The organism is Pseudomonas sp. LG1D9 (assembly GCF_002949995.1).
Classification (GTDB): domain Bacteria; phylum Pseudomonadota; class Gammaproteobacteria; order Pseudomonadales; family Pseudomonadaceae; genus Aquipseudomonas; species Aquipseudomonas proteolytica.
In genome coordinates this window covers 268,656-287,019 of record NZ_CP026881.1, presented here as the reverse complement: position 1 = coordinate 287,019, position 18,364 = coordinate 268,656, and the positions used below count along the sequence as shown (strand labels likewise).

14 protein-coding genes are annotated in these 18,364 nt (G+C 59.6%); 10 read left to right on the top strand and 4 right to left on the bottom strand.

Going from position 1 to position 18,364, the window contains the following annotated elements:
• Positions 1–335: 335 nt before the first annotated feature.
• From tig to C5F71_RS01270, 6 genes are all read left to right on the top strand, one after another.
• On the top strand, positions 336–1,646 hold the full coding sequence (gene tig, locus C5F71_RS01295; protein WP_029298423.1) for a trigger factor: 1,311 nt from the start codon (positions 336–338) through the stop codon (positions 1,644–1,646).
• Between the two features lie 92 nt (positions 1,647–1,738).
• The gene (clpP, locus tag C5F71_RS01290) at positions 1,739–2,374 is read left to right on the top strand and encodes an ATP-dependent Clp endopeptidase proteolytic subunit ClpP (RefSeq protein WP_029298421.1); all 636 of its coding nucleotides are present in this window, start codon (positions 1,739–1,741) and stop codon (positions 2,372–2,374) included.
• A gap of 112 nt (positions 2,375–2,486) precedes the next feature.
• On the top strand, positions 2,487–3,770 hold the full coding sequence (gene clpX / locus C5F71_RS01285; RefSeq protein WP_029298419.1) for an ATP-dependent Clp protease ATP-binding subunit ClpX: 1,284 nt from the start codon (positions 2,487–2,489) through the stop codon (positions 3,768–3,770).
• A gap of 160 nt (positions 3,771–3,930) precedes the next feature.
• Complete coding sequence (gene lon, locus C5F71_RS01280; RefSeq protein ID WP_029298416.1) at positions 3,931–6,327, top strand: endopeptidase La; 2,397 nt, start codon at positions 3,931–3,933, stop codon at positions 6,325–6,327.
• Between the two features lie 148 nt (positions 6,328–6,475).
• Positions 6,476–6,748, top strand: coding sequence for an HU family DNA-binding protein (locus tag C5F71_RS01275; protein WP_003174819.1), 273 nt, complete (start codon positions 6,476–6,478; stop codon positions 6,746–6,748).
• A 229-nt stretch (positions 6,749–6,977) separates the two neighbouring features.
• Positions 6,978–8,849 carry a SurA N-terminal domain-containing protein gene (locus tag C5F71_RS01270; protein ID WP_104910420.1) on the top strand — a complete coding sequence of 624 codons (1,872 nt, stop codon included), beginning with the start codon at positions 6,978–6,980 and terminating at the stop codon, positions 8,847–8,849.
• A gap of 182 nt (positions 8,850–9,031) precedes the next feature.
• On the opposite strand, the gene C5F71_RS01265 is transcribed toward C5F71_RS01270, so the two are convergent.
• Positions 9,032–10,210 (bottom strand): MFS transporter, encoded by a 1,179-nt coding sequence (locus C5F71_RS01265; protein WP_104910419.1) that lies wholly within the window; start codon positions 10,208–10,210, stop codon positions 9,032–9,034.
• Between the two features lie 127 nt (positions 10,211–10,337).
• On the opposite strand from C5F71_RS01265, the gene C5F71_RS01260 reads away from it, so the two are divergent.
• Both C5F71_RS01260 and C5F71_RS01255 read left to right on the top strand, forming a co-directional pair.
• Positions 10,338–11,282 (top strand): LysR family transcriptional regulator, encoded by a 945-nt coding sequence (locus tag C5F71_RS01260; protein WP_104910418.1) that lies wholly within the window; start codon positions 10,338–10,340, stop codon positions 11,280–11,282.
• A gap of 44 nt (positions 11,283–11,326) precedes the next feature.
• Complete coding sequence (locus tag C5F71_RS01255) at positions 11,327–12,124, top strand: DUF2242 domain-containing protein (protein WP_104910417.1); 798 nt, start codon at positions 11,327–11,329, stop codon at positions 12,122–12,124.
• 257 nt (positions 12,125–12,381) lie between these two features.
• Here the strand turns inward: C5F71_RS01255 and C5F71_RS01250 are convergent, their stop codons facing one another.
• Both C5F71_RS01250 and C5F71_RS01245 read right to left on the bottom strand, forming a co-directional pair.
• Positions 12,382–13,422 carry an AraC family transcriptional regulator gene (locus C5F71_RS01250; RefSeq protein WP_092239026.1) on the bottom strand — a complete coding sequence of 347 codons (1,041 nt, stop codon included), beginning with the start codon at positions 13,420–13,422 and terminating at the stop codon, positions 12,382–12,384.
• Between the two features lie 4 nt (positions 13,423–13,426).
• On the bottom strand, positions 13,427–14,557 hold the full coding sequence (locus C5F71_RS01245; protein ID WP_092239028.1) for a carbon-nitrogen hydrolase family protein: 1,131 nt from the start codon (positions 14,555–14,557) through the stop codon (positions 13,427–13,429).
• A 211-nt stretch (positions 14,558–14,768) separates the two neighbouring features.
• On the opposite strand from C5F71_RS01245, the gene C5F71_RS01240 reads away from it, so the two are divergent.
• Both C5F71_RS01240 and C5F71_RS01235 read left to right on the top strand, forming a co-directional pair.
• On the top strand, positions 14,769–16,808 hold the full coding sequence (locus C5F71_RS01240; RefSeq protein ID WP_104910416.1) for an NADPH-dependent 2,4-dienoyl-CoA reductase: 2,040 nt from the start codon (positions 14,769–14,771) through the stop codon (positions 16,806–16,808).
• A gap of 57 nt (positions 16,809–16,865) precedes the next feature.
• Positions 16,866–17,756 (top strand): 1-aminocyclopropane-1-carboxylate deaminase/D-cysteine desulfhydrase, encoded by an 891-nt coding sequence (locus C5F71_RS01235; RefSeq protein WP_104910415.1) that lies wholly within the window; start codon positions 16,866–16,868, stop codon positions 17,754–17,756.
• Here the strand turns inward: C5F71_RS01235 and C5F71_RS01230 are convergent.
• Positions 17,753–18,298: a cytochrome b gene (locus C5F71_RS01230; protein ID WP_029298399.1), complete on the bottom strand. Its 546-nt coding sequence runs from the start codon at positions 18,296–18,298 to the stop codon at positions 17,753–17,755. The two genes, C5F71_RS01235 and C5F71_RS01230, sit on opposite strands and share 4 nt — an antisense overlap.
• Positions 18,299–18,364 lie beyond the last annotated feature (66 nt).

Sequence of the window (18,364 nt, the reverse complement as noted above, 5' to 3'; positions counted from 1 at the left end):
ACTGCAGGTTTTGGGTCGCAGGGGTGGGGCGTTTCGTCGTATTTTTGTTTCTCGATGATGCCGTGCTACCCGTCGGCCTTGTGTGCAAGGTCGGCAGCCAGGGAGATGGTTGGTGACTTCTTCTATATATAGAAGGGTTGGCACAGAGCCCTGGCGTGATTGGCTGTATTTGTCACTGGGGCGAGGAGCATTCGTGCATTCGTACCTGTAAAATGCCTGCTGTTTTTTTACCCGTTTTCAGTAGGGTGACTTCTTGAGTTTGACCCACTAGAATGCATGCCCTTGATTCTTGGGTCGGAAACGGCCGGCTAACGTCTGTGCAACGAGGAATATCCATGCAAGTTTCTGTTGAAAATACTACTGCTATCGAGCGCCGCATGAGCATCACCGTGCCGGCAGAGCGCATCGAGACTGCGGTCAACAAGCGTCTGCAGCAGACTGCCCAGAAGGCCAAGATCGCTGGTTTCCGTCCAGGCAAAGTGCCAATGAGCGAAATCAAGCGCCGTTTTGGTGCTGATGCGCGTCAAGATGCCGTAGGCGACGTGATCCAGGCTTCCTTCTACGAAGCTGTTGTCGAGCAAAAGCTGAACCCGGCTGGTTCGCCTTCCATCGAGCCTAAGTCCCTGGAAGCTGGCAAGGACCTGGAATACGTTGCCGTATTCGAAGTGTTCCCAGAGTTCACCGTCGCTGGTTTCGAAGGTATCGAAATCGAGCGCCTGAGCGCCGAAGTGGCTGATGCCGACCTGGACAACATGCTGGAAATCCTGCGCAAGCAGAACACTCGTTTTGAAGTGGCCGATCGCGCTGCCCAGAACGAAGACCAGTTGAACATCGATTTCGTGGGCAAGGTTGACGGCGAAGTCTTCGCTGGCGGCTCGGCCAAGGGTACCCAGCTGGTTCTGGGTTCCAACCGCATGATCCCGGGCTTCGAAGACGGTCTGGTTGGCGCTAAAGCTGGCGAAGAGCGCGTTCTGAACCTGACTTTCCCTGCTGACTACCAGAACCTGGACCTGGCTGGCAAAGCCGCCGAGTTCACCGTGACGGTCAACAGCGTTTCCGAGCCTAAGCTGCCAGAGCTGAACGAAGAGTTCTTCGCCCAGTTCGGTATCAAGGAAACCGGTATCGAAGGTTTCCGCGCCGAAGTTCGCAAGAACATGGAACGTGAGCTGCGCCAGGCCATCAAGTCCAAGGTCAAGAACCAGGTCATGGACGGTCTGCTGGCTGCCAACCCGATCGAAGTGCCTAAGGCTCTGCTGTCCAACGAAGTGGATCGCCTGCGCGTACAAGCTGTTCAGCAGTTTGGTGGCAACATCAAGCCTGACCAACTGCCGGCCGAGCTGTTCGAAGAGCAAGCCAAGCGCCGCGTCGTGCTGGGCCTGATCGTGGCTGAAGTGGTCAAGCAATTCGACCTCAAGCCTGACGAAGACCGCGTTCGCGAAATGATCCAGGAAATGGCTTCGGCCTACCAGGAGCCTGAGCAGGTTGTGGCTTGGTACTACAAGAATGACCAGCAACTGAACGAAGTCCGTTCGGTTGTGCTGGAAGAACAAGTTGTGGATACTGTTCTGCAGAAGGCTAAGGTGACCGACAAAGCGGTCTCTTACGAAGAAGCAGTCAAGCCGGCTGAAGCAGCACAAGCCGACTGATTGTCCAACTCGTTTGAAAATACACCCATAAGCCAGCCTCGCGCTGGCTTATGCGTATTCAAGACATGACTATTTGGGAGTAACTGCAGAGCATGTTCCGTAATTCGTATATTCAGCAGAACTCTGATATCCAGGCCGCAGGCGGCCTGGTCCCGATGGTTGTCGAGCAATCTGCTCGTGGCGAACGCGCCTATGACATCTACTCGCGCCTGCTCAAGGAGCGAGTGATCTTTCTGGTTGGTCCGGTAGAGGACTACATGGCCAACCTGATCTGTGCGCAACTGCTGTTCCTTGAAGCGGAAAACCCGGACAAGGACATCCATCTCTACATCAACTCCCCAGGCGGTTCGGTGACAGCGGGCATGTCGATCTACGACACCATGCAGTTCATCAAGCCGAACGTATCCACCACTTGCATCGGCCAGGCCTGCAGCATGGGTGCATTCCTGCTGACAGCGGGTGCCGAAGGCAAGCGTTTCTGCCTGCCTAACTCGCGTGTGATGATTCACCAGCCATTGGGCGGTTTCCAGGGCCAGGCGTCGGACATCGAAATCCACGCCAAGGAAATCCTGTTTATCCGTGAGCGTCTCAACACGCTGATGGCCAAGCACAGCGGGCACACCCTGGAAGAAATCGAGCGTGATACCAACCGCGACAACTTCATGAGTGCCGAGGCCGCGCGTGAATACGGGCTGATCGACGCCGTGATCGACAAGCGCCCCGCTTAATATAAGCCGCTCAAAATAGGGCTGGTCGGCATGTCCGACCACTGGCGGGCTTGAAAAAGCCCGCATAAGCCTTCATCTTGTGTTGCAAGCCTATCGGATTTGGATCGAACGAATGACTGACACCCGCAACGGCGAGGACAACGGCAAGCTGCTCTATTGCTCCTTCTGTGGCAAAAGCCAGCATGAAGTGCGCAAATTGATTGCCGGCCCCTCGGTCTTTATCTGCGACGAGTGCGTCGACCTGTGCAATGACATCATCCGTGAGGAGGTGCAGGAAGCACAGGCCGAAAGCAGCGCGCATAAATTGCCTTCGCCTAAAGAAATCAGCGGCATCCTTGACCAGTACGTGATTGGTCAAGAGCGTGCAAAGAAGGTTCTGGCCGTAGCGGTGTACAACCACTACAAGCGCTTGAACCAGCGTGACAAGAAAGGTGACGAGGTCGAACTCGGCAAGAGCAACATCTTGCTGATCGGTCCTACAGGCTCGGGTAAAACCCTGCTTGCAGAAACCCTCGCTCGCCTGCTGAACGTTCCGTTCACCATCGCCGACGCCACCACCCTCACCGAGGCTGGCTACGTGGGTGAAGATGTCGAGAACATCATTCAGAAACTGCTGCAGAAGTGCGACTACGACGTAGAGAAGGCCCAGATGGGTATTGTCTATATCGATGAAATCGACAAGATTTCGCGCAAGTCCGACAACCCGTCGATCACCCGGGACGTTTCCGGTGAAGGCGTGCAGCAAGCCCTGCTGAAGCTGATTGAAGGCACGGTCGCCTCCGTACCGCCCCAAGGTGGTCGCAAGCATCCGCAGCAGGAATTCCTGCAGGTTGATACGCGTAACATCCTGTTTATCTGTGGCGGTGCGTTCTCCGGCCTGGAAAAGGTTATTCAAAACCGTTCCACCCGTGGCGGCATCGGTTTCAGTGCAGAAGTGCGCAGCAAGGAAGAAGGCAAGAAGGTGGGCGAGTCCCTGCGTGAAGTCGAGCCTGACGATCTGGTCAAGTTCGGTCTGATCCCGGAATTCGTTGGTCGTCTGCCGGTCCTGGCCACGTTGGACGAGTTGGATGAGGCTGCTCTGATTCAGATCCTCACCGAGCCGAAGAACGCCCTGACCAAGCAATACGCCAAGCTCTTCGAAATGGAAGGTGTAGACCTCGAGTTCCGTGCTGACGCGCTTAAATCGGTGGCCAAGCGGGCACTGGAGCGCAAGACTGGCGCACGCGGTCTGCGTTCGATCCTTGAAGGCGTGTTGCTCGACACCATGTACGAAATCCCCTCGCAGTCCGAGGTGAGTAAAGTGGTGATCGACGAAAGCGTTATAGAAGGTAAGTCCAAGCCACTGTATATCTACGAAAACAGTGAGCCGGCTGCCAAGGCTGCGCCAGACGCGTAAGCGTTTCGCAGTTTCGGTACAAACAAGGGGCCTCTAGGGGCCCCTTTGTTTTTCATAAGAATTTTTACTGTGTGTAACTGCCAGCATTGAGCTTGTTTTTTTTACACGCAGCCCCCATCTTGGTTTCAAGCTTACTTTCATCTGTCATAGAGGCGAAATCATGAAGACAACCATTGAATTGCCTCTCCTGCCATTGCGTGATGTGGTTGTGTATCCGCACATGGTTATCCCGCTGTTCGTGGGGCGCGAGAAGTCTATCGAAGCCCTCGAGGCCGCGATGACGGGCGACAAGCAGATCCTGCTGTTGGCCCAGAGAAATCCGGCTGATGACGATCCAGGCGAAGACGCCCTGTATCGTGTCGGCACCATTGCCACTGTTCTGCAATTGCTCAAGCTGCCGGATGGCACCGTCAAGGTGCTGGTCGAAGGTGAGCAGCGCGGTGCGGTCGAGCGCTTCATGGAGGTGGATGGCCACCTGCGTGCAGAAGTGGCGTTGATCGACGAAGTCGAAGCGCCTGAGCGCGAATCCGAAGTCTTTGTGCGTAGCCTGCTGTCCCAGTTCGAGCAATACGTGCAACTGGGCAAGAAAGTCCCGGCTGAAGTCCTGTCCTCCCTCAACAGCATTGATGAGCCAAGCCGCCTGGTCGACACCATGGCCGCGCACATGGCGCTGAAGATCGAGCAGAAGCAGGACATCCTCGAAATTATTGACCTGTCTACCCGGGTCGAGCACGTCCTGGCGTTGCTGGATGCCGAGATCGATCTGTTGCAGGTTGAGAAGCGCATTCGCGGTCGCGTCAAAAAGCAGATGGAGCGCAGTCAGCGCGAGTACTACCTGAATGAGCAGATGAAGGCCATTCAGAAAGAACTCGGCGACAGCGAAGAAGGCCATAACGAAATCGAAGAGCTGAAAAAGCGCATCGATGCCGCCGGCCTGCCAAAAGACGCGTTGACCAAAGCCACCGCCGAGCTGAACAAGCTCAAGCAAATGTCGCCAATGTCGGCCGAAGCCACCGTGGTTCGTTCCTACATCGACTGGCTGGTGCAGGTGCCGTGGAAAGCCCAGACCAAGGTGCGCCTGGACCTGGCGCGTGCCGAAGATATCCTCGACGCCGATCACTACGGCCTGGAGGAGGTCAAGGAACGCATCCTCGAATACCTCGCCGTGCAGAAGCGCGTGAAGAAAATTCGTGGCCCGGTGTTGTGCCTGGTAGGTCCTCCTGGCGTGGGTAAAACCTCGCTGGCTGAGTCGATCGCCAATGCCACAAACCGTAAATTCGTGCGCATGGCCCTTGGTGGTGTGCGTGATGAAGCGGAAATCCGCGGTCATCGCCGGACTTACATCGGTTCGATGCCGGGAAGATTGATTCAAAAAATGACAAAGGTTGGGGTGCGCAACCCGCTGTTCCTGCTCGATGAAATCGACAAAATGGGCAGCGATATGCGTGGCGATCCGGCGTCGGCTTTGCTGGAAGTGCTCGACCCCGAGCAAAACCACAATTTCAACGACCATTACCTGGAAGTCGACTACGACCTGTCCGACGTAATGTTCCTGTGCACCTCCAACTCCATGAATATCCCTCCAGCCCTGCTGGACCGGATGGAGGTGATTCGTCTGCCGGGTTACACCGAAGACGAGAAGATCAATATTGCCGTCAAGTACCTCGCGCCCAAGCAGATTTCGGCCAACGGCCTGAAAAAGGGCGAGATCGAATTCGACGTTGAGTCGATCCGCGACATCATTCGTTACTACACCCGCGAGGCTGGTGTACGGGGCCTGGAGCGCCAGTTGGCGAAGATCTGCCGCAAGGCGGTCAAGGAACATGCCCTGGAAAAACGCTTCTCCGTGAAAGTCACGGCCGATGCCTTGGAGCACTTCCTGGGCGTGCGTAAATTCCGCTACGGCCTGGCCGAGCAGCAGGACCAGGTAGGGCAGGTGACTGGCCTGGCGTGGACTCAGGTCGGCGGCGAGTTGCTGACTATCGAAGCTGCGGTGATCCCGGGCAAGGGGCAACTGATCAAGACCGGTTCTTTGGGTGACGTGATGGTCGAATCCATCACCGCCGCGCAGACCGTGGTGCGCAGCCGCGCGCGGAGCCTGGGGATCCCCCTGGACTTCCACGAGAAGCACGACACCCACATCCACATGCCGGAAGGGGCCACCCCCAAAGACGGCCCCAGCGCTGGCGTAGGCATGTGCACGGCCCTGGTATCAGCCCTGACCGGCATCCCGGTGCGTGCCGATGTGGCCATGACCGGGGAAATTACCCTGCGCGGCCAAGTATTGGCCATTGGCGGCCTGAAGGAAAAACTGCTGGCTGCACACCGTGGCGGTATCAAGACGGTGATCATTCCGGAAGAGAATGTTCGCGACTTGAAGGAAATTCCTGACAATATTAAGCAGGATCTGCAGATTAAACCGGTTAAATGGATTGACGAGGTCCTGCAAATTGCGCTGCAATACGCGCCGGAGCCCTTGCCGGATGTGGCTCCCGAGATAGTCGCGAAGGACGAAAAACGCGAGACTGACTCTAAGGAAAGAATTAGCACGCATTAATACGTTTAAGCCTGGTGGCTTCCTTGACAGCTTTTTAGAGCCCTTGTTATAAAGCGGCTCTTATAAGTGCCTGTAGGCCATTCAGCACTGGTTTTTGCTTTCACCAAAAAACTTAGAATCATACTCAATAGATATAAGGGGACTTAGAGTGAACAAGTCGGAACTGATTGATGCTATCGCTGCATCTGCTGATATCCCGAAAGCTGCTGCTGGCCGTGCGCTGGACGCAGTAATCGAATCCGTCACTGGCGCTCTCAAGGCCGGCGACTCCGTGGTACTGGTAGGTTTCGGTACTTTCTCTGTGACCGATCGTCCAGCTCGCACTGGCCGTAACCCACAGACTGGCAAAGCACTGCAAATCGCTGCTGCCAAGAAACCCGGTTTCAAAGCCGGTAAAGCCCTGAAAGAAGCCGTCAACTAAGCTTCGCTCAAGCCTTTGCCTATCCGGGCTGGACGCAGGTCTGGCCTGGCAGCGGAGCGGCAACAGACCTGAATATCCATTGGGTCGCTAAGCCGGGGGGCGGGTTCAATACCCGTCCGTTCCGCCAGTTACGAGAAGGCGCATCCTCGGATGCGCCTTTCTTCTATCCGGATTCTACCCACGCTCCACGGTTGCCTAATTTTGAAGTTCAACCGTTTCTGGGGGACGCATGCTGCAGAATATCAGGGACAATTCACAAGGCTGGATTGCCAAGACCATTATCGGGCTCATCGTTGTATTGATGGCCTTCACCGGTATCGAGGCCATTTTCCAGGCTACGACCAACAGCCAGGACGCGGCCAAGGTCAATGGTGAAGAAATCAGTCAAAACGAGCTGAGCCAGGCCGTCGACATGCAACGTCGGCAGCTGATGCAACAACTGGGCAAGGACTTCGACGCGTCCTTGCTGGATGAAAAAATGCTGCGCGAAGCGGCCCTCAAGGGCCTGATCGACCGCAAGCTGCTGCTGCAAGGCGCGGCCGATTCGAAGTTCTCCTTCTCGGAAGCTGCACTGGACCAAGTGATCCTGCAGACCCCGGAGTTCCAGGAAGACGGCAAGTTCAGCGCTGAACGCTTCGACCAGGTGATCCGTCAGCTGGGCTACAGCCGTATGCAATTCCGTCAGATGCTGACCCAGGAAATGCTGATCGGCCAACTGCGCGCAGGCATTGCCGGCAGCGGTTTTGTTACCGACCAGGAAGTGCTGAACTTCGCGCGTCTGGAAAAACAGACCCGTGATTTCGCCACCGTTAGTATCAAGGCCGACCCGGCTGCCGTGAAGCTCACTGACGACGAGGTCAAAGCTTACTACGACCAGCACGCCAAGGAGTTCATGACCCCGGACCAGGTCGTCATCGACTACCTGGAGCTGAAGAAGGCTTCGTTCTTTGACCAGGTAACGGTCAAGGACGATGAGCTGCAGGCCCTGTACGAGAAAGAAACCGCCAACCTCGCTGAACAGCGTCGTGCCGCGCACATCCTGATCGAAGTCAACGACAAGGTCACCGAGGCGCAAGCCAAGGCCAAGATCGAAGAAGTCCAGGCGCGTCTGGCCAAGGGCGAGAGCTTCGAGGCCCTGGCCAAGGAGTTCTCCCAGGATCCTGGTTCGGCCAACAATGGCGGCGATCTGGGTTTCGCGGGCCCTGGCGTCTACGATCCTGAGTTTGAAAGCGCCCTGTATGCCTTGAACAAGGACCAGGTCTCGGCACCGGTGCGTTCCAGCTTCGGCTGGCACCTGATCAAGCTGCTGGGTGTTGAAGCGCCAGAAGTGCCTTCGTTCGCCAGCTTGAAAGACAAGCTGACCCGTGAGCTGAAGACCCAGCAAGTGGAGCAGCGTTTTGTCGAGGCGACCAAGCAATTGGAAGATGCGGCTTTCGAAGCCTCCGACCTGGCCCAGCCGGCGTCGGACCTGAAGCTGACCGTACACACCTCCGCGCCGTTTGGCCGTGAAGGTGGCGAAGGCATCGCGGCCAATCGTGCTGTGATCCAGGCCGCTTTCAGCCCTGAAGTGCTGGATGAGGGTGCCAACAGCACCGCCATCGAGCTGGATCCGGAAACCATCGTCGTCCTGCGCGCCAAGGAGCACCGCAAGCCGGAGCAACTGCCGCTGGAAAGCGTGGCGACTGCCATCCGTGCCCAACTGACCAAGGAGCGCGCAAGCGCTGCGGCCAAGACCCATGCCGATGAGCTGATCGCCAACCTGCGCGATGGCAAGCTGGCGTTGGACCAGGCGGTTGATGGCCAGGCCTGGAAAGTCACCGAAGCCGCTACCCGCGGTCAGGACGGCGTCGAGCCGGCTGTGTTGCAGGCACTGTTCCGCATGCCCAAGCCCGCGGCGAAAGACAAGCCAACCTTTGCCGACGTGACCCTGCCAGATGGCAGCTTGATGATCGTGCGCTTGAACAGCGTCAACGAAGGGGCTGCGCCGACCGATGAAGAGAAGGAGCAATACCGTCGCTTCCTCGCTTCGCGGGTTGGCCAGCAGGACTTCGCTGCGTTCCGCAAGGAACTGGAAGCCAAGGCTGACATCAAGCGTTTCTGATGGTGTGATACCGCTTCAAAAAAAGACCCCGGCCTGAAAGCCGGGGTCTTTTTTTGCCTGCTCATCAGCCCCGCCAAGCTGATGTAGGAGCGAGCTTGCTCGCGAAGAACCTGAGAGCGCCGCATATACCCAGCAAGCCCCCTTTATCGTTAACGTCTTTCGCGAGCAAGCTCGCTCCTACCTTACTGGGCGCTTCGGGTCTGTAAGGTTGCGATCAATGCCAACATGGCCAAGCCCGCGATCACCCAGGGAAACGACATCACGCCCCATCCCTGAAGCAGTACGCCGCCTAGCAGCCCTCCGCCGGCAATCCCCAGGTTCCACACCGTTACCAGCATCGACTGTGCAGCGTCCGCCGAGTCACCTGCCGACTTGGCCAGGGCGGTTTGCAGCAAGGCAGGCAAGCCGCCAAATGCCAGGCCCCAGATGGCCACTGACAGGTAGACGACTTCGGTAGACGCGGTCCAGAGGCCCAAGGCCAACGCGGCAGCCGCAAACAGCGCGCAACTGATCACCAGCAAGGCCGGCAGCAGGCGGTCTATCAACAGGCCGACGATCCAGATACCCATCAGCGCAGCCAGGCCAAATACCAGCAACACCTGGTCAATGTCAGCGGCAAGCCCGGCAGGCAGCAGAAACGGTGCGATATAGGTGTACAGAATGTTATGTGCCAGCACATAGGTAAACGTCACCCACAACGTCGGACGCACCCCACGCAAGTGCAGGACCTGACGCAAGCCCAGGCGCTGTTGCGCCCTTTGTCCGGCAAAGTCCGGCACCTGCCAGCGCACCCACACCAGTAGCAGCACGGTCAGTGCGGTCATGATTGCAAAGCTCAACCGCCAGCCTACCGCCGTGCCCAGAAATGTCCCGGCAGGTACTCCAAGGGACAGCGCCAGCGGCGCGCCCAGCATTGCCACGGCAATCGCCCGGCCTTGCAGGTGCGGCGCGACCATGCGACTGGCATATCCGGCCAGCAGTGCCCAGAGCAAGCCGGCGAAGATGCCAGCCAGCAGCCGCGCGACCAGGGTCAGCCAATACAGGTCTGATAGCGCCGTGACACTGTTGACCAGCGCAAAACCGCCGATCGCTATCAGCAGCAAGGGGCGGCGGCGCCAGCCACGGGTGGCGATGGTCAGGGGAATGGCCGCCAGCAACGAGCCAAGGGCGTATACCGTGACCAACTGACCGACCAGCGCCTCGCTGACGCCCAGGTCGGCGCTCATCTGTGGCAGCAGGCCGGCAGGCATCGCCTCGGTGAGGATGGTGATGAAACCGGCGGTCGCCAGCGCGAGCAGGCCCGCCAGGGGTAATCGTTCGCGTCGGCTGGGCAGGCATTGCGGTGTACTGCAGTCATTCATGTGGCTCGGCTCCGTATTCAAGGCATCAGGACATCGGGGGCAGAGTAGGGGGCTGAACCCCTCGGAAAAATAGGCTAAGGTTCCGAACTTATCGGACGTTCATGTCCGTAATCAGCGGGAAGGGATAATGGACAGCCTGGGCAGTATTTCGGTGTTTGTGCAGGTCGCGGAAACCCGCAGCTTTACTCAGGCTGGTCGCGTACTGGGGGTGTCTTCCTCGGCCGTGGGCAAAAGCATTGCGCGCATGGAGCAGCGCCTGGGTGTAAGGCTGTTTCACCGCAGCACCCGCAGTATCACGCTGACGGCCGAGGGCGCGCTGTTTCTCGAGCGCTCGCGGCGCATCCTGGCCGAGGTTGAAGCGGCGGAGCAGGAGTTGACGGAGGCGGCGGCCACACCGCGTGGAAAATTGCGCGTCAGCTTGCCGCAAGTCCGAGGCCTGTTGATGCCGGTGCTGAGCGAGTTCATGCGGGCCTATCCAGAGATTGAGCTGGATGTGGACTTCTCCGACCGCATGGTGGACGTGATCGAGGAAGGCTTCGATGCCGTGGTGCGCACCGGCAAGCCCGAGGATTCGCGGCTCACGGCCCGGTTGCTGGGGCATTATCGGTTGGTGCTGGTGGGATCGCCGCAGTACTTCGCACTGCATGGCACGCCGGTTTGTCCTGCGGATCTGAACCACCACGCCTGCCTGCGCCATAAGTTCTGCGCCACCGGTAAGCTGGAAGCCTGGCCACTGCGTTATCTACCGGGTGAACCCGAACCGGTGTTGCGCACTCCCTTGGTCAGTACCACTATCGAGTCCCTTAACCATGTGGTCCATGAAGGCCTGGGGATCGCCTGCCTGCCGGACTTCATGGTTCGCGAATCCGTCGCGCAGGGCCGCTTGCAGCGGGTGCTGGACGAGCATCTGGAACACAGCGGCAGTTTCTGGATGCTCTGGCCGTCGAGCCGGCATGCTTCGGCGAAACTGCGGGTGTTTATCGACCATATGAGCGCCAGGCTTTTTCCCGTATCGCACGTCGAGCCGGTCGCTGGCGTTTTACCGACAGGAATCCGCGCGCGCACCCCGTGATCTGTTGCACAATACCGCCCTGACCGTTTTCCTCAGGATCATCAATGTCGACTTCATTTCACTTGCGTGGCCTTGCGCTCGCGCTGGTGCTGGCAGGCGCCACGGGCTGCTCGTCGCCCAAGACCGCTATCTACGAACATGAGAACTTCGACGACTCCGGTACGTTTTCGCGCAACTACCCGGTCAGCGATGTCGCGGCCTGCGAAGCGGCACGCCGGGCGTTGCTCAGCCAGGGCTACATCATCACCAGCAGCGACCCGAAGCTGGTGAGCGGTAACAAAAGTTTCCAGCAGACCGGTGAGACCCATCTGCAGATCAGTTTCAACGTGGTATGTGCCGAAGACGGCAGCGGCGAGCATCATGCGACCATGTTTGCCAACGCCCTGCAGGATCGCTATGCGCTGAAGAAGGTCAACAACTCCGCCAGCCTGGGGGTGGGTGTACTCGGTTCGGTATCGATGCCGATCGGCTCCACCGACGACTCGATGGTCAAGGTGGCCAGCGAGACGGTCACTTCGCCCAAGTTCTATGACCGCTACTTTGCCTTGGTGGACGTGTTCCTGCCCCAGGAAGTGAAGGCTGCCGAACACATTCCAGAGGCGCCCAAGGCTGACCTCGGTGTGCCGGAGCCCAAGCCCGCGCCTGCAGTGGACAAGGTTGACGCGCCGCAAGATGTGCCGACTACGCCTGTTGCGCCAGCGGTCTCGGAACCGCTTGCGCCACCAGTGGAGGCGGCGCCGATTACGCCACAGCCCGCTCCGCAAGAAGCTCAAGCGCCGACCACGCCTGTGCTGCCCGCGCCAACAGAGGTGATTCCAGCGTTGCCGACCACCGGCCAATAACCCAGGTCGTTTAGCTCGAGGCGTTAAATCCATTGATGGCTGCTACGTTTAATCTTCAAGCTCAGGAACGTCATGACCCTGTCTTTTTTTCGTCACGACGGCACTTTAGGCTGGTGATGCGGGTCACTTAAGCCACCTGCTTTGATTACACAAGGAGTCGACGATGGACGATTATCAAGAAGAGCTGTTGGAGTATCAGGCATTCGAACTTGATCCGCTGGATCCGTCCGACGACGCCACCGAGCTGTAGGCAGGCGTCAGGCGGAATGCCGCTGACTGCGGCGAAATTCCCCTGGGGTCTGGCTGTTCCAGCGCTTGAAAGCCCGTTGAAAGGCTTCCGCTGAGGCAAAACCCAGTAGATAGGCGATTTCCCCAAACGCCAGTTCCGTGTCGCGAATGTAGGTCATGGCCAGGTCGCGGCGGGTGTCGTTGAGAATGGCGCGAAACTGCGTGCCTTCCTCGGCCAGTTTGCGGCGCAAGGTCCAGGTCGGCAGTTTCAGGCGCGCCGCCACTTCTTCCAGGTCGGGTTCCCGGCCGCCATTGAGCATCGGCCCCAGCAAGCGGGTGATGCGCTCGCGCAGGCTGCGGGTGCGGGTCAGTTGCTCCAATTCCCTTTCACACAGCTGCAACAGCAGGTTCCAGGTACTGGGGCAATGCTGCGGGTTGCGCTGGGCCAGGCTGTGTTGGCTCAAGCGCAGTTGATTGAGCTCAGCGCCGAACTGGATTGGGCAATCGCCCAGCACGCTGTAGCTTGCACTGTAGTCGGGGGTGGCGAATTCGATCTCGATCCGTTCGGCCACGACCGGCTGCTGGCACAAGGTTGCCATCTGCTGTAGCCAACCGGCGAGAATCGAGTCCACGACAAAGCGGTTATAGGCGTTATAGGGGCTGATGGAATAGAACCGCAGCCAGGCGCCCCCGGCGTCTTCATGAAAGCTGGACTGGCCACGGTAATTGGCACCGTACAGCGCCTCGAAGCGGGTCAAGGTACGCGCGGCTTCGCGCACGTTGGGCGCCTGGGCCGCAGTGACGCCGGCCAGGCCAAGTTGATTCATGCGGCTCAGTTGGCCCATGCGCAGGCCCAGGCCGGGATCGCCGGTCAACTGGATGGCTGCGTGGCCCAGGCGCATATAGCGCGGGATTGACAGGCGTGCACCGGGTTCACTCAAGCGTGCTGGGTCCAGGCCGTATTGCAACAGCAGTGGCTGCGGGTCCAGGCCATGGCTGAGGATCGCGTCGGCCAGGGTGTGCACGATGCCCACCGATAAATCACCGAGGCGCATCGGTGCCGGTTTCATGGGTTTACAGCCACACGTTCAGCAAACGCGCACCACGCGCGTTGCCGTCGGCGAAGACTTGTCCCTGGGTACTGAGAAAACTCTGGCCGCTGGTGCCCTGGTCCCAGAACTGTCCGCGCATGAACACGCTCATACCCGCACCGGCCAGGCTGATGGGGGCCTGGCTGATCAGGCTCAGGCGATGCCAGGCTTCACCTTCGCTGAGTTCTTCGGGCTTGAGGCTGACTTCCGGTGGCGTGGAGACACTCTTGAAGCCGCGCCACGGCTTGTCCCAGGTATCCCGGCCAATCACCAGGGCCGGTACCGCCACCAGTTGCGCGCCTAATTCGTTGAGTTTGCGGTAATTGTCCGGATACCAGCTGTCACTGCCGATCAGGATGCCCAGGCGCCCGGCCGGGGTGTCGATCACGCTGATCGCGTTTTCGTCGCCCGGGGCGATAAAACCGCGCTCATCGAAGATCGGGTAGAGCTGGCGCTGGGGTTGGCCCAGCGGCAGGCCGTCGCGGTCGAACACCAGGCTGGTGTTGTACAGCGCACCATGGCCGACCTGCAGTTGACCCTGGCTGATGCTGGGGTTGGGCAGGGCGATGGAACCGGCCACCAGCGTCACCCCGAACTCCTTGGCCAGTCCGCCAAACAGCACCTGGTAATCGCGGGCCATGGCCGGTGCCTTCATGCGCAGGTAGGCATCGTCGATACGGTTATCGCCCTGGGCACTGATCAGTGCGCGCATAAATAGCAATGGATTGCTGGCCGACAACCAGTTCATTGCCTCCTTGAGGCTGGTGGCCTGGTACAGCTCGTTTTTTTCGCCGCTGACCATCAACCAGGTACCGACATGTTCCGGCAACACCACAATGGTTTTGTCATTGATCAGCCCCATGTCCCGGGCATTGCGCAGATAGGCCGAGAGCTTGAGGTGCAAGCGCTCCAGGCTCTGGTAATCGGCGGGGAACAACTCGGGCTGGATGCCCAGCAGATTGCCGTGATCGGCGGGAACGCCCTCGTTCACGGCCAGGTTGATTCTCAGGTCCGACAGGTAATGCCCCACGGGGCGCTCCTGGGTCCAGACCAGATAGGCGGAAACGGCGGCGACCAGGGCCATGGTGAAGGTCAAAGCAAATAATTTACGCATGGGGGAACAGACAACAGGCCGTAAGCAGGGTTCGCCTCTAGGGTAGGGCGCGTCGCCACGCTTGCCAAGGGGCGTTGCGCATTTGGATCAATAACTTGTCAGTTTCAGTCATTGAGCGGTGGGGGCATGGCTCTTAGTCTGTGGGACATAAACCGATGGCCGGCCATTCGAGCCTGCCACGTCCCGTGATGATCCGTTGTGGAGCTGTACCATGACCGCTGCTGCCTACCCGCACCTGCTGGCCCCGTTGGACCTGGGTTTTACCACCTTGCGCAATCGCACCCTGATGGGGTCGATGCACACCGGTCTTGAAGAAAAGCCAGGTGGCTTCGAGCGCATGGCCGCGTATTTCGCCGAGCGTGCCCGTGGCGGCGTAGGCCTCATGGTTACCGGCGGCATTGGTCCGAACGATGAAGGCGGGGTGTATTCCGGGGCCGCCAAACTGACCACCGAAGCCGAAGCGCTCAAGCACAAGATCGTGACCCAGGCGGTGCACGAGGCGGGCGGCAAAATCTGCATGCAGATCCTCCATGCCGGCCGTTATGCCTACAGCCCCAAGCAGGTCGCGCCGAGCGCGATCCAGGCGCCGATCAACCCGTTCAAGCCCAAGGAGCTGGACGAGGAAGGCATCGAAAAGCAGATCAGTGACTTTGTGACGTGCTCGGTACTGGCCCAGGTCGCCGAGTACGACGGTGTGGAAATCATGGGCTCGGAAGGTTATTTCATTAACCAGTTCCTCGCCGCCCACACCAACCATCGCACCGACCGCTGGGGCGGCGCCTACGAAAACCGCATGCGCCTGCCGGTGGAAATCGTGCGTCGGGTGCGCGAAGCCGTGGGGCCCAACTTCATCATTATCTTCCGCCTGTCGATGCTCGACCTGGTGGAAGGCGGCAGCACCTGGGAAGAAATTGTCCAGTTGGCCAAAGCCATCGAGCAGGCGGGCGCGACGATTATCAATACCGGCATCGGCTGGCACGAAGCGCGCATCCCGACCATCGCCACCAAAGTGCCGCGGGGCGCATTCAGTAAGGTCACGGCCAAGCTGCGCGGCGCGGTGCAGATTCCGTTGATCACCACCAACCGTATCAACACCCCGGAAGTGGCCGAACAGATTCTTGCCGAGGGCGATGCCGATATGGTGTCCATGGCCCGGCCGTTCCTGGCCGACCCAGAGTTCGTCAACAAGGCCGCCGCTGGCCGTGCCGACGAAATCAACACCTGCATCGGCTGCAACCAGGCGTGCCTGGACCATACCTTCGGTGGCAAGTTGACCACCTGCCTGGTCAACCCGCGCGCCTGCTACGAGACCGAACTCAATTATTTGCCGGTCAAGCAGATCAAGAAGATCGCGGTAGTCGGTGCCGGCCCTGCAGGCCTGGCGGCTGCCACCGTGGCCGCCGAACGCGGGCATCAGGTGACCTTGTTCGATTCTGCCAGCGAGATCGGCGGCCAGTTCAATATCGCCAAGCGTGTGCCGGGCAAGGAAGAGTTCTTCGAAACCCTGCGTTATTTCAAACGCAAGTTGCAGACCACCCATGTCGAGCTGTGCCTCAACACCCGCGTGGACGTCGAGCAACTGGTGGCGGGCGGTTATGACGAGATCATCCTCGCCACCGGCATCGCGCCACGTACCCCGGCGATCCCGGGCGTCGAGAACCCCAAGGTGTTGAGTTACCTGGACGTGATCCTCGAACGCAAGCCGGTGGGCAAGCGTGTAGCGGTGATTGGCGCCGGCGGCATCGGTTTCGACGTGTCGGAATTCCTGGTGCACCAAGGCGTGTCCACCAGCCTGGATCGCGAGGCGTTCTGGAAAGAATGGGGCATCGACACCCAACTGCAAGCCCGTGGCGGCGTGGCCGGGATCAAGCCCGAGCGCCATGCGCCGGCCCGTGAAGTGTTCCTGCTGCAGCGCAAGACGTCCAAGGTCGGCGACGGCCTGGGCAAGACCACCGGCTGGATCCACCGTACCGGCCTGAAGAACAAGCAGGTGCAGATGCTCAATAGCGTCGAGTACCTGAAGATCGACGACGCAGGCCTGCACATTCGTATTGGCGCCGAGGGCGAGCCCCAAGTGCTGGCGGTGGACAACATCGTCATCTGCGCCGGCCAGGACCCGCTGCGCGAACTGCAGGACGGCCTGGTCGCCGCTGGCCAGAACGTGCACCTGATCGGCGGTGCCGATGTGGCCGCCGAGCTGGATGCCAAGCGTGCGATCAACCAGGGCTCGCGCCTCGCCGCCGAGCTGTAAGACCGGGGAAGGGGCGGTGTTAGACTACCGCTCCTTTTTTCATGCAGACGTGCCCTGATGGGTCCTTTCGATTGGCTTCCCCTGGCTCCCCTCGAACCCTTGCAGCTGGATTGGCTGAACGGCGTCGAGGTGGCCGTGTTGCGCTTGGACCGCATCGACCCGCTGATCAGCGGCAACAAGTGGTTCAAGCTCACCGGGCACCTGGCCCAGGCGCAACAGGCGGGTGCCAGCGGCATCATCAGCCTGGGCGGCGCCTACTCCAATCACCTGCATGCCCTGGCGGCGGCCGGCAAACGCTTCGGGTTTGCCACCGTCGGCCTGTTGCGTGGGCACCCGCAAGACACCCCGACTGTTTTCGACCTGCAAGCGTTCGGCATGCACCTGCACTGGTTGGGCTATGGCGGCTACCGCGCGCGCCATGAGCCGGGCTTCTGGTTGCCTTGGCGCGAGCGCTACCCGCACCTGCATCCTGTGCCCGAAGGCGGCGGCGCAATGACCGGGGCGTTGGGTTGTGGCGTGTTGCTGGAGCAGGTACGGACGCAGTTGCACACCCTGGGTTGGGCCGATTACGACGCCTGGTGGCTGGCGGCCGGCACTGGTACCACCCTGGCGGGGTTGGTCCTGGCGGAGGCGGGCGGCCATCCTGTGTTTGGGGCAATGGCGGTCCCGGATGATCATGGCGTCGCGCAGAACGTGCAGGCCATTGTGCAGGGCGGGTATGAACTGTTGGATGCCAGCCGTGGCGGTTTTGCCAAGGTCGATCAGCCATTGCTTGAATTTATCGCCACTACCGAACAGGCCTGCGGCCTTCCGTTGGAGCCGCTGTACACCGGCAAGGCGCTGCTGGCGCTCAAGCAGCAGATCGAGGCCGGGCGCTTCGCTCCCGGCACTCGCTTGATCTTTGTGCACACCGGCGGCCTGCAAGGCCGCCGGGGTTTTGCGGATTAACGCTTGGGTAACATGCGCAACACGGTGTTATCGCGCATGAAATAGTGGTGGTACAGACCCGCCGCCGCATGCAGGCCGATCAGCCAGTAGCCGATAGTGCCACCCAGCACGTGCCAGCCTTCGATCTGCTTGGCCAAGTCTTTGTTTTCGCCGATCAGGGGCGGCAACTCAAGGCCGTAGAACGACACTGAATGCCCTGCGGCACTGACGATCAGCCAGCCGAAGATCGGCATGCCGATCATGAACACATATAGCGCCACGTGCATCAGCGTCGCCAGCAAGGCTTGCCATTGCGGTGGGGCCGGCAGGATTTTCGGCGCCACGCCCAGGCTGCGCGCAAACAGGCGCAGCCAGACCAGTACAAAGATGGTCAGGCCGAACATGAAGTGCAGTTCTTTGATTAACGTGCGCCCGCCACTGCCTTTGGGGAAAATCCCGCGAAATTCAATGGTGGCGTAGACCACCACCAGCAGCACCAACATCAGCCAGTGCAGGGCGATGGACATCGTACTGTAACGGGACTCGCTGTTTTTCCACGGCATTGCGTCGTTCCTCACTCATCAGGGGCAAACCTCCGTTCTTTGGCGACGGAGTCCCTTCAGCCTAAC

Coding starts and splice junctions, on each gene's coding strand:
- tig (WP_029298423.1), top strand. CDS start 336: ATGCAAGTTTCTGTTGAAAATACTACTGCTATCGAGCGCCGCATGAGC.
- clpP (WP_029298421.1), top strand. CDS start 1,739: ATGTTCCGTAATTCGTATATTCAGCAGAACTCTGATATCCAGGCCGCA.
- clpX (WP_029298419.1), top strand. CDS start 2,487: ATGACTGACACCCGCAACGGCGAGGACAACGGCAAGCTGCTCTATTGC.
- lon (WP_029298416.1), top strand. CDS start 3,931: ATGAAGACAACCATTGAATTGCCTCTCCTGCCATTGCGTGATGTGGTT.
- C5F71_RS01270 (WP_104910420.1), top strand. CDS start 6,978: ATGCTGCAGAATATCAGGGACAATTCACAAGGCTGGATTGCCAAGACC.
- C5F71_RS01265 (WP_104910419.1), bottom strand. CDS start 10,210: ATGAATGACTGCAGTACACCGCAATGCCTGCCCAGCCGACGCGAACGA.
- C5F71_RS01260 (WP_104910418.1), top strand. CDS start 10,338: ATGGACAGCCTGGGCAGTATTTCGGTGTTTGTGCAGGTCGCGGAAACC.
- C5F71_RS01255 (WP_104910417.1), top strand. CDS start 11,327: ATGTCGACTTCATTTCACTTGCGTGGCCTTGCGCTCGCGCTGGTGCTG.
- C5F71_RS01250 (WP_092239026.1), bottom strand. CDS start 13,422: ATGAAACCGGCACCGATGCGCCTCGGTGATTTATCGGTGGGCATCGTG.
- C5F71_RS01245 (WP_092239028.1), bottom strand. CDS start 14,557: ATGCGTAAATTATTTGCTTTGACCTTCACCATGGCCCTGGTCGCCGCC.
- C5F71_RS01240 (WP_104910416.1), top strand. CDS start 14,769: ATGACCGCTGCTGCCTACCCGCACCTGCTGGCCCCGTTGGACCTGGGT.
- C5F71_RS01235 (WP_104910415.1), top strand. CDS start 16,866: ATGGGTCCTTTCGATTGGCTTCCCCTGGCTCCCCTCGAACCCTTGCAG.
- C5F71_RS01230 (WP_029298399.1), bottom strand. CDS start 18,298: ATGCCGTGGAAAAACAGCGAGTCCCGTTACAGTACGATGTCCATCGCC.